Source organism: Rhizobium sp. BK512 (assembly GCF_014194915.1).
Classification (GTDB): domain Bacteria; phylum Pseudomonadota; class Alphaproteobacteria; order Rhizobiales; family Rhizobiaceae; genus Rhizobium.
This window is the reverse complement of the sequence record NZ_JACIAS010000011.1, coordinates 210,507-224,335: the sequence shown is the minus strand read 5'-3', so window position 1 is coordinate 224,335 and position 13,829 is coordinate 210,507. Positions and strand designations below refer to the sequence as shown.

The following is a 13,829-nucleotide window of genomic DNA, read 5'->3' as shown; positions in this document are numbered from 1 at the left end:
TCGAAAGCGCTCCGCGCCTCTTCCGGCTGACCCGCCTGCTCCATGCTCAGGGCAATGTAGAAACGTGCACGCGGATTGTTCGGCTCTAGGGAGAGAACCTGTTTGAGTTCATCGAGCACCTCTGCCGTCACCGTGCCATTTGAGGTGGCCATGAGCGTTTCCGACAGCCCTTCAAGACGGCGAACATTGGCTCCGTCCAGGCGAAGCGCGGTTCGATACGCCTTTGCCGCGTCATCCACCCGGCCCATCTTCAGGTAAACCGGAGCGATGATGTCCCATCCCCGCCCGTCCTCGGGGCGCTCGGCGAGATGATTCTCCATCTTCTTCACGAGGATTGCGAGATCCTCGCCCGGCTCCGCGAGCCTCGTCGCCAAAGGACGCGAGGGGATATCAGGAGAACCGAGAGAGACATAAAGAGCGATACTGAGTACGGGCAGGAACACGGCTATCCCGTGTTTGAGCCATCTGTCGGAGCGTTGCGGGGTCTGCGCCGGCCGGTCGTTATCGGCCGCCTTGAACAGCCGGCGCGCCGTCTCTGCTTTGGCCAGTTCGTATTGGTCCGGCGAGATACGCCCGAAGGCGATATCCTCGTCGAGTTCCAAAAGCTGGTCGCGATAGACCTTGCCGGCATCCGCTTTGCTGCTCGCTGTCTTCCTCCCCGTTGAAAGCGGATGAAGCAGGATGGCAGTCGCTGCGGTTGTGATTACCGCGAAAAGAACCCAGATCGTCATTGTTGCAGCCATAATGGCTGAACTCATAGCGTCAGCAGCGGACCGGACATTGACGAGGATCAATTATCTCGATGTTCGTCCCGGTCGACCGGTGAAGACATAACCGACGCCGCGGACAGACTGAATGAGATCCGGGCTCTTCGGATCATCCTCGATCTTCTTGCGCAAGCGGACGATCTGGGCGTCGATTGCGCGATCAAAGGCTTCGAAATTGCGGTTTCTCGTCAGATCCATGAGCGTTTCGCGCGAAAGAACCCGGCCGGGATTGCGCACGAAAACAAGAAGCATATCGAACTCGCCCGTCGTCAAGGCAACGTCGTCGCCCTGGGGTGAGGTCAGCCGCCTGCGCGACACATCGAGGGACCAGCCTTCGAAGGCGAGCGTTTCGTCTTCTCCCTTGGCAGCACGGGTCGCATCCGAGGAGGTGCGGCGTCGCAGGATTGTCCTCAGACGAGCCAGCAGTTCTCTCAGATGAAAGGGCTTGGCGATGTAATCATCGGCGCCGACTTCAAGGCCGACGACCTTGTCCGTGACATCGTCCTGACCGGTCAGCATGAGTACCGGCACATCGGATGTGCTTCGAAGCTCCCGGAGCAGTTCGAGACCATTCTCGCCGTTCGGGAGCACTAGATCGAGAAAAATTGCCGCGAAAGAGCTCTTGGCAAGTTCGGAACGCATCGCCGCACCGTTTGCGACCGCGTTCACCTTAAATCCGTTGTCTTCGAAGTAACGCATCAGCATCTGCCTGATCCGCGCGTCATCATCGACCACCAGAATCCTGTCCGGTTCCATTGTCCTCGTTGAGCTTGTTTCGACTTGCCAATCAGATAGCGCAGGAATTCGGCCAGCGCCACCGCTCTCAGCGCCGCATGCGATAGTTGCCAAAGAAACCTGGTGATGACCGCCTGGTAGGATTTGTCGCCACAACCTCCAACGTCATGACTTCGGACAGCTGACGCGATTGTCGCTAACAGACCTGACGCAGGAGAACGACGTTTTCAATGCGCACAGTTCGACCCTTCACGTCGACCCCGCATCTTGCCAGAGCGGCAAATGCCCTGGAAAGGGCCTCCGGCCCAAGCCCGAGTTTTCCAGCCAGAATCTGCTTCTTGTACGGAAGATGGAATGTCGCCTGAAGAGCCGCTTCCGGGCACTGCCGCAACAGGAAATTCGCCACACGTTGGATCGCAGTATGCAAACGGTCGCCAGCAATGCCATCGAAAGCTTCAAGAAGGTGGCGGGCCGATATCTTCAGCAGGTTGCGCTGGAGTTGCGGGCATTTGTCGGCCAATGCCCGCAGCGTCGCAGCTTCGAACAGCACGAGATCGCTCAGGGCGCCGGCACATGCGCCGTGCGCATAGTTACCGCCGAGCACAATGACATATTCGGCGATGAAGTCGCCTGGTTCGCAGACGCGGATATCCGCATCACGCCCGCTCGATTCGGTTCGCGTCAGCCTGACAACGCCGCTTGCGACATAGACGACATAGATGCCGGGCTCACCTTCCGAGAGAATCTCTTCGCCCAGCACATAGGTGCGCCGGCGAGCGAGGGCCGCAAGTCGTCTCGCGGTATCCTCGTTCAGCCCATGAAACAGGTCTGACCGCAAAAGCCGTTCGTTGTTAGAAAGCATCGGTCCTTTTCCGGCTGATGCTATCATGTAGCGGTCGGATCGGAATCATCATCGGAAATCACCCGCCAGGAAGCGCCCTCCAGATCGTCATACTGACCGCTCTTCAGGGACCAGAGGAACGCCGCCAACCCGAGGCCGCCCATGAAAAGTGCAATCGGAATCAGATAGATGAGCATATTCATGCGGCTTTGACCTCCTGATCGTGGATCGGCCTCTGCAAAGCCGGCGAAGAAGCGTTTCGTGCCGTAAAAGCGTTGAGACGCAGGGCATTGGTGACGACGATGATCGAAGAGGTTGACATCGCCACGGCAGCAATCAGCGGCGTGGCGAGGCCGGCGATCGCGATCGGTACGGCCAGGACGTTATAGCCGATCGCGAGTGCGAAATTCTGCCGGATGAGCGCTGCCGAGCGTCGGGCGATCCGGATCGCATCGGGCACGGCATCGAGTCTCTCGTTGAAGAAGACGAGGTCGGCCGCCTGGCGTCCTATGTCGGAAGCGCTGGACGGCGCCATCGAAACATGGGCTGCGGCGAGCGCAGGCGCGTCATTAATGCCGTCGCCGACCATCAGGACACGCCGTCCCGCCTCTCGCAGGGCCTCGCAGGCCTCCACTTTCTGCTTCGGGGTCAATGCGCCAAGGGCGCGATCGACGCCGAGGCTGCGCGCCGTGCTTTCGACGACGGATTGGCGGTCCCCGGAAAAAATCAGCGTCTGGAAACCGGCCGATTCCAGATCGGCGACCGCCTCGGCCGCGCCCGGACGAAGCGTGTCATCGAAGAAGAAGCGGGCCAGCACCACCCCGTTTGCCGAAAGCACGACTTCGGACAGCGGGCTGTCTGATGTCGCGATCTCGGCCTCGCCGCAGGCGAAGGGTGCGTTTCCGAGCCTGTAGACGATATCGCCGCGTGAGGCTTCGAGACCGCCGCCTGCGACCTCTGTCACGCGATCGAATTGCTCCGCCATGACCGCCTGGCGGGCGAGCGACTGCGAGAGCGGATGCCTGGAATGCAGAGCAAGTCCCGCGGCGATCGCAATGTTCTTAACATTGTCGGCCTCGGTCCGCATGAGCCTCGGTTGCCCGAGCGTCAGCGTGCCCGTCTTGTCGAAGGCGACGGCGTCGACCTCGGCGAGCCGCTCGAGCGCCGAACCGTCCTTGAGCATGACGCCCCTGCGAAAAAGCTCGCCGGCTGCGACGACCTGCACGACCGGAACGGCCAGTCCGAGGGCGCATGGGCAGGTAATGATGAGCACGGCAACGCCGACGAGCATCGCCTGCTTCCAGTCCCCGCCGATGATGCCCCAGCCCAGAAATGACACCAGCGCGAGCAGGTGCACGGCGGGCGAATAAAGTGCTGCGGCCCTGTCGGCGATCCGCCGGTAACGCGCCCGTCCGCCTTCCGCAGCCTCCATCAGGCCGATGATCTCGGCAAGCAGCGAGTTGCGTGCCAGCTTCGTTGTGCGCACGATGAGCGAGCCTGTCAGGTTCATGGCCCCGGAATGGACTTCCGTTCCCGGTTTTACGGCTACCGGGCTGCTCTCACCCGTCACGATCGACAGGTCGAGATCGCTCTCGCCGCTGGCGACGATACCGTCGACCGGGATGCGGTCGCCGGCCGCCACGGCAAACTCGTCGCCGACGGCGATCTCCTCAACCGCCACGAAGCGTCTCGACCCATCGGCCGCCAGCACCAACGCCCCGCGCGGAGCAAGCCGCGCCAGCCCGTTGATCGCTGCGCGCGCCTTCTCGCGCATGACGTGGTCGAGGGTCCGGCCGATCAGAAGGAAGAACAGCAGTGATACGGTCGCATCGAACCAGGCATGCTCGCCATGATGCATCGTCTCCCAGAGCGAAACCGCATAGGAGAGCGTCACGGCGAGTGAGATAGGCACATCCATGTTCGTGCGCCCGCGCTTCAACGCGTTCCAGGCCGATTGAAAGAAGAACCGGCCGGAATAGACGAGCGCAGGCGCTGCGATCATCGCCGAGATCCAATGGAACATGTCACGCGTCGCGGCATCCGCGCCCGACCAGACAGATACGGAGAGAAGCATGATGTTTGTCGCGGCAAAACCCGCGACCCCGACCGCAAGGAGAAGCTGGTTCCGTGTCTTGTCGCTTTCCGGCGCAAGCGGCGTGAAGAGATGGGCCCTGTATCCGGTCGCGCTGATCGCGGCAGTGATGCCGGTCGGATCGACCGGTTTGTTGTCCATCTCCTCGGCATAGACGCAGCTCACACGCCTGGAGGTGAGGTTCACCCTAGCCTTGCGCACATAGGGCAGGCCCGACAGAGCCCGCTCGATGGTCGATATGCAGGCGCCGCAATGGACGTCAGGCACGCTGAGATCGAGCTGACGAAGGCCTCCGCCGAGCGCATGGCTTACAAGTCCGATCTCCTCGGCGCTGAAGGCGGTCGTGCTCATCGCCAGGACGCCGTCCGCATTCATGGTGCAGCAGGTCATTGGCCGAACTCCGCAGTGTCGATGCGCACGGCCTCGTGCATGACGATCTCGCCGCTGCGGCGCGAGGTGACCTCGACGATCCAGTCGCCTTCGGCGATTACGTGATCCGCCTCGAACCGCCCTTCCGAAAGTTTGATCAGCGCAACGCGAAAATCTTCATGATCGCCGACCGGCCGCTTGAAGTTGGCCACGACGTCGTCGACAACAGCCGGCGAGCCGTCCCTGTTGCTGATGTCATAATGGATTTCGCCGCTCTTCAGCGAAAGCCTGCCCGCGATCCCGGAGGCAGCCATCGCCTTCATGGCGGCGGCCTTCTCATTGAATTCCTGGCTGGCGACATAGGTGTTTTCGACCACGAGCCCGCTCCAGCTCGATGAGGCGTACCAGGCCATCGTAAAGTTGACGGCGATGATTACGCCGAAGAAAGCACAGGTCGTCAGCAACATATGCCTGCCGGTGAATCCTTGCGCGCGGGTGCTCATCTGACATCTCCTGGGGCGTTGAATGCGGCGCGATAGGTCGCGCGGTCGGCGTGACCGGCATCTTCGATCGAAAAGAGGAATTCGTTGATCGCGTCGCCCGTCGGCTTGCGGGTGACGAATACCTTGAGTGTCGTGGCTGCGTCGGGCGCGGCGTCGATCGTGAACCGACGTCCTTCCTCCTTGCCGAGTTCAGGAATCCGCATCGTCGCGCCATCGATGCCCGACAGGGTCAGCTCGATCGTTCGCGGTTTGGGTACCATGTTGAGGACGCGCAGCGTATATCCGTTGCGGATCGATCCGTCGCTTTCCAGCACGTATTGCGGATTGCGGTCATGGACGACATTGAGCTCCAGCCGTTCGCGCATCGACAGGTGCACGAGCATGGCAATGCCGATGCAGGTCCAGACGCCCGCGTAAAAGACGACGCGCGGTCGGAAGATGATACGCCAGTTGAAGTGGCGAATGCCGTCGACAAAGGAACCGTCCGGATTTCTGACGCGCGCCGGCTGGACCGGCGTCCTGCCTGCGTCGGTGGCGATGTTCATGTTGCTCGCATATTCGCTGAGCGTCGCATAGGCTATCAGGCCGCGCGGTTTGCCGATCTTGTCCATGACATTGTCGCAAGCATCGATGCAGAGCGCGCAGGTGATGCACTCCATCTGCTGGCCATCGCGGATGTCGATGCCCATCGGACAGACCGCAACGCAGGCATTGCAGTCGACGCAGTCACCGACGGCCTGTCCCTCCGCCTGCGTCTTCTTGGCATGGCGCGAGCGCTGCTCACCCCGCCAGTCGTTATAGGTCACGACCAGCGAGTTCTCATCGAGCATGGCGCCCTGTATGCGCGGCCAGGGGCACATGTAGGTGCAGACCTGTTCGCGCAGGAGCCCGCCAAAGACGTAGGTGGTCGACGTCAGAATGGCGACCGTGGCGTAGGCGACGGCCGGAGCCTGCCCGGTGAAGAGCCCTTTGACGAGCGTCGGCGCGTCGGCGAAATAGAATACCCACGCGCCGCCGGTGAGAACGCCGATGACAAGCCAGGTCGCATGCTTGAGCAGGCGCTTGCGAAGCTTGTCGAACGTCCACGGCCCGGCGTCCAGTTTCATTCTGGCATTGCGGTCGCCTTCGATGACGCGCTCGACGACAAGAAAGAGGTCGACCCAGACCGTCTGCGGACAGGCATAACCGCACCAGGCGCGGCCGACTGCCGAGGTGACCAGAAACAGGCCGAACCCAGCCATGACCAGTAACCCGGCGACATAGTAGAACTCCTGCGGCCAGATCTCGATGAAGAAGAAAAAAAAGCGGCGCGACGACAGGTCGATCAGGATAGCCTGGTCGGACGCATAAGGTCCGCGATCCCAGCGGATCCAGGGCGCAAGATAGTAGATCGCGAGCGTGATCAGCATCACGATCCACTTGAACCGGCGAAAATGTCCTTGAACCCTCTTGGGAAAGACCTTCTTACGAGCCGCATAAAGCGGCTGACGGTTGAGCCGGGCGTTGACCGGCTCCGCATTGACGCGTTCCACTAATTTGGGATCGGGTGCTGTGTAGAGGTTCATGGGCCTGTTCCGATTTGTGACTGCCCTTCTCCTCCGTTTCCAGCTGACCATCCTTGATTCATATCAAGAACGTGGTTTGCACGGCACATACGCTGCGCAGGCAGGATGCGGCCCTGAAGGAGCCCGGCAATCGACAGGCATAGGCGGTTGCGTCCGATCGCTCCTTGCGCTTGGTCAAAGAAAAAGGGCCGCGCCCGGGAGAGAGGGCACGGCCTGGAGGACAACGGGGAGAAGCCGCTGGGACGTCCTCGTTTGCAGATTTAGCGGCTGGTCGGGTTGTGATCTTTGAGGCAGATCAAACTTACGATCGAACTGCCGATCTTTGCGGGATCTTCCTGTTCGCAGGACGGTGGTGCGGACCTTGCCCGCATCGACACACGCGAGCGGATCACCGCACGCGGGGTGCCATAGAGTTCAAGGAGCGCATTATGGTCATGGTTCGTCATCGTGCAGGTTCCTTATTGGCCGCCGCCGAGCGAGTGGACGAAGACGGTGAGTTCCTTGACGGTCGTGTCTCCAAGGCGCGCGGACCAGGCCGGCATGACGCCATGTTTTGGAGCTGCTACCTGTCTGATGATGGCGTCCTCACCCCTGCCCTTCAGCCAGATGGCATCGGCAAGATCCGGTGCGCCCATCTCCGCCTTGCCCCTGGCTTCCTCGCCGTGACAGGCCGCACAATTGTCCAGGAATACCTGCTTGCCGGGTTCCACAAGCCCTTCGTCGGATGGCTTGTTCGTCAGGCTCCATACATAGGCTGCGACCTGGCGGATCTGATCCTTGTCGATCATGTCTGCGAAAGCAGGCATTTCGGAGACATGCGTGTCCGTGTCGCCGTCGAAGCGAATGCCATGGGCGATCGTCGTCTGGATGGAATCAAGGTCACCACCCCAGAGCCAATCGTCGTCGTTAAGGTTTGGGAAACCCGGTCCACCGCTCGCACCGGAACCGTGGCACGGCGCGCAATTCACCTTGAAGGCGGAAGCGCCGCCGGCGATCGCGAATTCGCGAAGCGCCGGGTCGGCATCGATTTCCTGCACGGTCTTGGCGGCGATCATGTCGTGAAACTTCGTCTGCGAGGCCTTGGCCAGATCAAGTTCTTGCTGCAGTTCGGCGCGGCTCGAAAAACCAAAATAGCCTTTGGTGGCTGACGTGATCATGGGAATGGCCGGATAGGCGATCGCATAGCCTATTGCCCACAGGATCGTCGCATAGAAGGTCCAGACCCACCACCGTGGCATTGGATTGTTCAATTCACGGATCCCGTCCCATTCATGGCCGGTGGTTTCGACGCCGCTGATTTCATCGATATGTTTTTCCGACATCTCAATCGTCCTTCAAAGGAATATTGGCGGCATCCTTGGCGGCCTGTTTGCCGCCGGGACGGAGCGTGAAAATCACCGCTCCGATAAAGAAGGCCGTCATTGCCAGCAGGCCCCAGCTGTCGGCGAAGTGCCGCATTGCGGTGTAGGTTTCCATGTTTCACCTCATCGGTAGCCGGTGGCGTCGTCATAGGTCGAGAAGTCGACGAGCGTGCCGAGCATCTGCAGGTAGGCCACAAGGGCATCCATCTCGGTGAGCTTCTTGGGATCGCCGTCGAAGTCGCCGACCTTGGCCTTGGGATATCGCGCGAGAAGCGCCGTCGTATCGGCGTTCGGGTCGGCCTGCAGCTTCATGTCCGCCTCCGCATTGGCGATCATGTCGTCGCTATAGGGTACGCCGACATCAACATTCGCTTTCAGGTCCATGCCGACGTCCTTGACGGTGATCTCGTGCTCCTTGAGGAAGGCATAGCTCGGCATGATCGATTCCGGCACGACGGCCCTCGGGTTCGACAAGTGCTGGACATGCCACTCGTTGGAATAGCGGCCGCCCACGCGCGCGAGATCCGGGCCAGTGCGTTTCGAGCCCCATTGGAAGGGGTGATCGTACATGGATTCGGCTGCCAACGAGTAATGGCCGTAGCGCTCCACCTCGTCGCGGAACGGCCTGATCATCTGGCTATGGCAAAGATAGCAGCCCTCACGGATATAGATGTTGCGGCCTGCCAGTTCGAGCGGCGTATAGGGACGCATCCCCTCCACCTTCTCGATCGTGTTCTGCAGGTAGAACAGCGGGGCGATTTCGACGATACCGCCGATGCTGACGACGAGCAGCGAGCCGACCAGAAGGAGGGTCGCGTTTTTCTCGAGGATCTGATGTTTGTCCAGGATTGATGCCATGTGTCACCTCACTCGGCAGCCTGTGCCTGCGGCACATAGGCAGTAGGAATTTCGGCTTCGTCGCGCTGATGGCCCCGAATTGTCATGAAGACGTTCCAGGCCATCACGAGACCGCCGGCGAGGTAGAGACCACCGCCAAGCGTGCGCAATACGTAGTATGGGAACATCGCCGCCACGGTCTCGGCGAAGGAGTAGACGAGGAAGCCCTGGGAATTATATTCGCGCCACATCAGGCCCTGCTGGATGCCGGCGACCCACAGGACCGCCGCATAGACGACGATGCCGAGCGTTGCGAGCCAGAAGTGCCAGTTGACCATGCGCAGGCTGTAGAGGCGTTCGCGGCCCCAGAGCTTCGGCGTCATGTAATAGATCGCACCGAAGGTGATCATGCCGACCCAGCCGAGCGCACCCGAATGCACGTGACCGATGGTCCACTCGGTGTAGTGGCTTAGCGAGTTCACCGTTTTGATCGACATCATCGGGCCTTCGAAGGTCGACATGCCGTAAAAGGCGATGGCGACGATCATCATGCGGATAATAGGATCGGTACGGATCTTGTCCCAGGCGCCCGACAGCGTCATCAGACCATTGATCATGCCGCCCCAGGAGGGCATCCAGAGCATGACCGAGAAGACCATGCCCAGCGTCTGCGCCCAGTCCGGGAGCGCGGTGTAGTGCAGGTGATGCGGCCCGGCCCAGATATACATGAAGATCAGCGCCCAGAAGTGGATGATCGACAGCCGGTAGGAATAGACGGGGCGGTTCGCCTGCTTGGGCACGAAATAATACATCATCCCGAGGAAACCGGCCGTCAGGAAGAAACCGACGGCGTTGTGGCCGTACCACCATTGCGTCAGGGCGTCCTGAACCCCCGAAAACAGCGAGTAGCTCTTCGAGCCGAGGAAGGAAACCGGCACGGCAAGATTGTTGACGACGTGCAGCATCGCGATCGTCACGATGAAACCGAGATAAAACCAGTTCGCCACATAGATATGCGGCTCCTTGCGCTTCAGTATGGTGCCGAGGAAGACGGCGAGATAGGCGACCCAGACGATCGTCAGCCACAGGTCGACATACCATTCAGGCTCGGCATATTCGCGCGCCTGATTGATGCCGAGGACATAGCCTGTCGCCGCCATGACGATGAAGAGCTGATAGCCCCAGAAGACGAACCAGGCGAGGCTGCCGCCAAAGAGGCGCGCATGACAGGTGCGCTGGACGACGTAGAAGGACGTCATGATCAGCGCATTGCCGCCGAAGGCGAAGATCACCGCCGAGGTGTGGACGGGCCGGAGCCTGCCGAAATTCAGATAGGGAGCGAAATTGAGATCGGGGAACGCCAATTGCGCCGCAATGACGACGCCAACGAGGAAACCGACGACGCCCCAGAACACGGTGGCGATCAAGCCATAGCGGATGACCTCGTCGAAATAACCCGTTGGGTCCGCTTTCGGCAGCCGCCCTGCCGGCGAGAAATCCACGTTCCTGACGAGAAGTAGCGTTCCCGCAAAAAGGCAGAAGCTCAATATCCCCATGTGGATTGAAAATAGATGGTCGTGGGCGAAAGCAGCGCCAAGCAATGCCAGGAATGCTCCCACGGCGACCACCATGGTTTCCGTAGTATAGTTCATGATGACGTCCCCAGTGCGCAGACGACCACAGCGCGGTCGCCTTTCTCGTACTTTGAGGAACGACTGTCATGGAGACCTCGTCTGTTCCTTGATCCAGGTCAACGAAGGCGTAGCTTTGCCCGTTGTTACAGACTGTTACAGGGTCTTACCCTTTGGCACCGTCTGCTCATTCCGCTGTGACCGAACGCCTTTCTATTGGCCTCACATTCAATCAGGGCACGGGGATCATTGGGATGTTGATGCAGGGCCAGCAGGCATTCGAGAACGTCGATCTTGGCGTAAAGGCGGTTCAGGGCAATTCGTTGTCGTTGCTTTTCCAGATGTCGGCGACCGAAACGGTCGAGGCGGGAAAGGCGATCTGCTGGGAGGGTGATGCCGCACGGCATCTGTTCCAGATCACCGAAGGCGTCGTTCGGCTTCATCGCATCATCGGCGACGGGCGCCGGGTCATCACCGCCTTTCACTTCGCCGGCGATGTCGTCGGCTCTTTCCTGCAGGGCGATTTCCTGTTTACCGCCGAAGCCGTGACGGATTGCAAGATTCGCCGCCTCTCGCGCAAACAGTTCCAGGAAGAGATCGAGCGTTCCGACCTTCTGCGGCCGGCCTATATCAGCCTGCTCTGCAGGGAGACCGCGTCGGCCCACGACCAGCTCGTGCTCCTGTCCAGGAAAAATGCCGAGGAACGCCTCTGCACCTTTCTCATGAAGCTTGCGACCCGTGATGGCGAAACGCTCCATCAGGGGCTGCTCGAGGTGCCGATGAGCCGGCAGGACATCGCCGATTATCTCGGCCTGACCATCGAAACCGTTTCGCGCTCGATCAGCAAGCTCGCCCAGAGGAAGATCGTCATTCCGGACGGCCGGCACAATCTGCGCATCGTCAATCTGGCCCGCCTCGCCCAGTTGTCGGGCAACGTGGATGATTTTTCGGACAGAACCTGCCATAGGGGTAGCGTCCACTGACTCCGGAACGAATGTCTATGCCTCACCGTCTGATCTCGCCGCGCATCGCATCGCCCCAGGAACTGGACGCGCTCGTACATGTGCTCGACGGGGCCGACATCATCGTGCACCGGCTCGAAGGCACGATCACCCATTGGTCGATCGGCAGCGAGAACATGTATGGCTGGTCTCGTGAAGAGGCCGTGGGCGAATCCGTCTATACTTTGCTCGATGCGCGCTTTCCCGAGCCTATGGACACCATACGCGCGCATCTGACGACGCGGGGCTTCTGGCAAGGCGAGGTCGTTCATCGTCACAAGAACGGTCGCGACATGTACGTGACGACACGCTGCGTTCTCGTCAATCTTCCAGACGGCGATCCCGTCGTCATCGAGGCGAACAGCGATATCAGTGCCCTGCGCAAGGCGGAAGAGGCAGTGCTGGCGCGCGAGGCACACCTGTCATCAATCCTCGACACAGTACCCGATGCGATGGTTGTCATCGACCAGAACGGCAATGTCATGTCGTTCAGCAAAGCGGCTGAGATGCTCTTCGGCTTCAGCTCCGAAGAAATCTGCGGCCAGAACGTCAAAAAGCTGATGCCCGAACCCTATCGCGCAGCCCATGACGGATATATCGACCATTACATGCAGACGGGCGAGAAGCGGATCATCGGTTACGGTCGCGTCGTCACGGGCCAGCGCGCTGACGGCACCCAGTTCCCGATGGAACTTCACGTCGGCGAGGCAACGGCAAATGGCGAACGGATCTTCACCGGCTTCGTTCGCGATCTGACCAGCAGGTTCAAGATCGAGGAGGACCTTCGCCAGGCCCAAAAGATGGAAGCCGTGGGTCAGTTGACCGGCGGGCTGGCGCACGACTTCAACAATCTTCTCACCGTCATCAGCGGCAATCTGGAAATGATCGAGGACAAGCTCCCGTCAGGCCCGCTGCGCGACATGCTGCAGGAAGCGCAGGATGCCGCGGCCGACGGCGCAAAGCTCACCGGACAATTGCTGGCCTTCGGAAGACGTCAACCGTTGAACCCGAAGCAGGCCGATCTCGGCCGGCTCGTCACCGGCTTTTCCGACCTGTTGCGAAGGACGCTCGGTGAAAACATCAAATTGTCAACGGTCCTTTCGGGATCCGATTTCAACGTGCTGGTCGACAGTTCCCAGTTGCAGAACGCGATCCTCAACATCGCTCTGAACGCGCGCGACGCCATGCCGAAAGGCGGCACTCTGACCACCGAGGTTTCGCGTGTGCAGCTCGATGCGGACTACGCGAAAATGTATCCGGAAGTTCGCAGCGGCAATTTCGTCCTCGTCTCCATGAGCGATACCGGGGACGGCATGACCGAAGAGGTCAAGAAGCGTGCGATCGAGCCCTTCTTCACCACCAAGGAAGTCGGATCGGGAACCGGACTGGGCCTCAGCATGGTCTACGGCTTCGTCAAGCAATCGGGCGGCCACCTGCAAATCTACAGCGAGGTCGGTCGCGGCTCGACGATCCGTATCTACCTGCCCGCGCTTTCGAGCGCCGGCGCAAGGGATGAAGCGACGGCTGGCGGCAAGGCCGAAGCGGCACTGCCGGGTGGCGATGAACGCATTCTCGTAGTCGAGGATGATTCACGCGTCCGCAGGGTTGCGGTCGCCAGATTGGCCGGGATGGGATATTCGGTGATCGAGGCGGATAACGGCCGCCGCGCCCTTCAATTGCTCAAGGACCAGCCCGACGTGGCGCTTTTGTTCACCGACATCGTTATGCCCGGAGGCATGACCGGCGACGAGCTGGCAAGGGCTGCCCGCGTGGAACGGCCACACCTCGCTGTACTCTTCACCTCGGGATATTCCGAGCCAGCACTGGCGGCAAACGAGGTCATCACCGGAGCGCAATGGCTTCGAAAGCCGTACACTGCGCGTGACCTTGCCCTGAAGATACGCGAGCTCATCGACGCCCGGTGAGGCGGACGCGCGTAAACTCTCTCAAAAACCCAGCAACCTGCTCGCCCACCGGGACCCCCGACGGCTCCGGGAGGGCAAACCTGCACTCGCGTTGGCCCTGAAGTCAGTCTTCCCAGCAGTTGGGAGGATGCCCAACGGTCAGGAGATTGATGCCGTCATCAGCGATGATCTGCGGCCGCTCAAACGTTCTGTTACCTGTCGT

14 protein-coding genes are annotated in these 13,829 nt (G+C 60.5%); 2 read left to right on the top strand and 12 right to left on the bottom strand.

All coding sequences use genetic code 11. The features are described from left to right. The 12 genes from ccmI to ccoN form a co-directional block, all read right to left on the bottom strand. Positions 1 to 731: c-type cytochrome biogenesis protein CcmI (gene ccmI, locus FHX06_RS31700; protein ID WP_183882146.1), on the bottom strand; the 731-nt coding region annotated here is incomplete at its 3' end. A gap of 63 nt (positions 732 to 794) precedes the next feature. After that, positions 795 to 1,523: a response regulator gene (locus FHX06_RS31695; RefSeq protein ID WP_112971429.1), complete on the bottom strand. Its 729-nt coding sequence runs from the start codon at positions 1,521 to 1,523 to the stop codon at positions 795 to 797. 175 nt (positions 1,524 to 1,698) lie between these two features. Further along, on the bottom strand, positions 1,699 to 2,364 hold the full coding sequence (locus tag FHX06_RS31690) for a Crp/Fnr family transcriptional regulator (protein ID WP_113212910.1): 666 nt from the start codon (positions 2,362 to 2,364) through the stop codon (positions 1,699 to 1,701). A gap of 23 nt (positions 2,365 to 2,387) precedes the next feature. After that, positions 2,388 to 2,546, bottom strand: a complete 159-nt coding sequence (gene ccoS, locus FHX06_RS31685) for a cbb3-type cytochrome oxidase assembly protein CcoS (protein ID WP_112546969.1) — start codon at positions 2,544 to 2,546, stop codon at positions 2,388 to 2,390. Next, entirely contained in the window at positions 2,543 to 4,825 is a 2,283-nt protein-coding gene (locus FHX06_RS31680) for a cation-translocating P-type ATPase (protein WP_113212909.1), read from the bottom strand. Before FHX06_RS31680 ends, ccoS begins: the two co-directional genes overlap by 4 nt. Next, positions 4,822 to 5,307 (bottom strand): FixH family protein, encoded by a 486-nt coding sequence (locus FHX06_RS31675; RefSeq protein WP_113212908.1) that lies wholly within the window; start codon positions 5,305 to 5,307, stop codon positions 4,822 to 4,824. Before FHX06_RS31675 ends, FHX06_RS31680 begins: the two co-directional genes overlap by 4 nt. Continuing rightward, positions 5,304 to 6,872 (bottom strand): cytochrome c oxidase accessory protein CcoG, encoded by a 1,569-nt coding sequence (ccoG, locus tag FHX06_RS31670; protein ID WP_113212907.1) that lies wholly within the window; start codon positions 6,870 to 6,872, stop codon positions 5,304 to 5,306. Before ccoG ends, FHX06_RS31675 begins: the two co-directional genes overlap by 4 nt. A gap of 260 nt (positions 6,873 to 7,132) precedes the next feature. Beyond that, complete coding sequence (locus FHX06_RS35795) at positions 7,133 to 7,318, bottom strand: hypothetical protein (RefSeq protein WP_112546973.1); 186 nt, start codon at positions 7,316 to 7,318, stop codon at positions 7,133 to 7,135. 12 nt (positions 7,319 to 7,330) lie between these two features. Then, positions 7,331 to 8,194 (bottom strand): cytochrome-c oxidase, cbb3-type subunit III, encoded by an 864-nt coding sequence (gene ccoP / locus FHX06_RS31665; protein ID WP_112971432.1) that lies wholly within the window; start codon positions 8,192 to 8,194, stop codon positions 7,331 to 7,333. Between the two features lies 1 nt (position 8,195). Continuing rightward, on the bottom strand, positions 8,196 to 8,348 hold the full coding sequence (locus tag FHX06_RS31660; RefSeq protein ID WP_112546975.1) for a cbb3-type cytochrome c oxidase subunit 3: 153 nt from the start codon (positions 8,346 to 8,348) through the stop codon (positions 8,196 to 8,198). An 8-nt stretch (positions 8,349 to 8,356) separates the two neighbouring features. Further along, a complete protein-coding gene (ccoO, locus tag FHX06_RS31655) occupies positions 8,357 to 9,091 on the bottom strand; it encodes a cytochrome-c oxidase, cbb3-type subunit II (protein ID WP_112971433.1) in 735 nt (244 codons plus the stop codon). Between the two features lie 8 nt (positions 9,092 to 9,099). Further along, positions 9,100 to 10,722 carry a cytochrome-c oxidase, cbb3-type subunit I gene (gene ccoN, locus FHX06_RS31650; protein ID WP_112546977.1) on the bottom strand — a complete coding sequence of 541 codons (1,623 nt, stop codon included), beginning with the start codon at positions 10,720 to 10,722 and terminating at the stop codon, positions 9,100 to 9,102. Positions 10,723 to 10,955: 233 nt separating this feature from the next. Between ccoN and FHX06_RS31645 the strand changes: the two genes are divergently transcribed. Together FHX06_RS31645 and FHX06_RS31640 are read left to right on the top strand one after the other, a co-directional pair. After that, positions 10,956 to 11,684 (top strand): Crp/Fnr family transcriptional regulator, encoded by a 729-nt coding sequence (locus tag FHX06_RS31645; protein ID WP_113212906.1) that lies wholly within the window; start codon positions 10,956 to 10,958, stop codon positions 11,682 to 11,684. Between the two features lie 17 nt (positions 11,685 to 11,701). Continuing rightward, positions 11,702 to 13,627: a PAS domain-containing sensor histidine kinase gene (locus FHX06_RS31640; RefSeq protein WP_112546979.1), complete on the top strand. Its 1,926-nt coding sequence runs from the start codon at positions 11,702 to 11,704 to the stop codon at positions 13,625 to 13,627. Positions 13,628 to 13,829: the final 202 nt, after the last annotated feature.

Coding starts and splice junctions, on each gene's coding strand:
- ccoS (WP_112546969.1), bottom strand. CDS start 2,546: ATGAATATGCTCATCTATCTGATTCCGATTGCACTTTTCATGGGCGGC.
- FHX06_RS31695 (WP_112971429.1), bottom strand. CDS start 1,523: ATGGAACCGGACAGGATTCTGGTGGTCGATGATGACGCGCGGATCAGG.
- FHX06_RS31675 (WP_113212908.1), bottom strand. CDS start 5,307: ATGAGCACCCGCGCGCAAGGATTCACCGGCAGGCATATGTTGCTGACG.
- ccoG (WP_113212907.1), bottom strand. CDS start 6,872: ATGAACCTCTACACAGCACCCGATCCCAAATTAGTGGAACGCGTCAAT.
- FHX06_RS31690 (WP_113212910.1), bottom strand. CDS start 2,364: ATGCTTTCTAACAACGAACGGCTTTTGCGGTCAGACCTGTTTCATGGG.
- ccoO (WP_112971433.1), bottom strand. CDS start 9,091: ATGGCATCAATCCTGGACAAACATCAGATCCTCGAGAAAAACGCGACC.
- FHX06_RS31680 (WP_113212909.1), bottom strand. CDS start 4,825: ATGACCTGCTGCACCATGAATGCGGACGGCGTCCTGGCGATGAGCACG.
- FHX06_RS35795 (WP_112546973.1), bottom strand. CDS start 7,318: ATGACGAACCATGACCATAATGCGCTCCTTGAACTCTATGGCACCCCG.
- ccoN (WP_112546977.1), bottom strand. CDS start 10,722: ATGAACTATACTACGGAAACCATGGTGGTCGCCGTGGGAGCATTCCTG.
- ccoP (WP_112971432.1), bottom strand. CDS start 8,194: ATGTCGGAAAAACATATCGATGAAATCAGCGGCGTCGAAACCACCGGC.
- FHX06_RS31645 (WP_113212906.1), top strand. CDS start 10,956: ATGTTGATGCAGGGCCAGCAGGCATTCGAGAACGTCGATCTTGGCGTA.
- FHX06_RS31660 (WP_112546975.1), bottom strand. CDS start 8,348: ATGGAAACCTACACCGCAATGCGGCACTTCGCCGACAGCTGGGGCCTG.
- FHX06_RS31640 (WP_112546979.1), top strand. CDS start 11,702: ATGCCTCACCGTCTGATCTCGCCGCGCATCGCATCGCCCCAGGAACTG.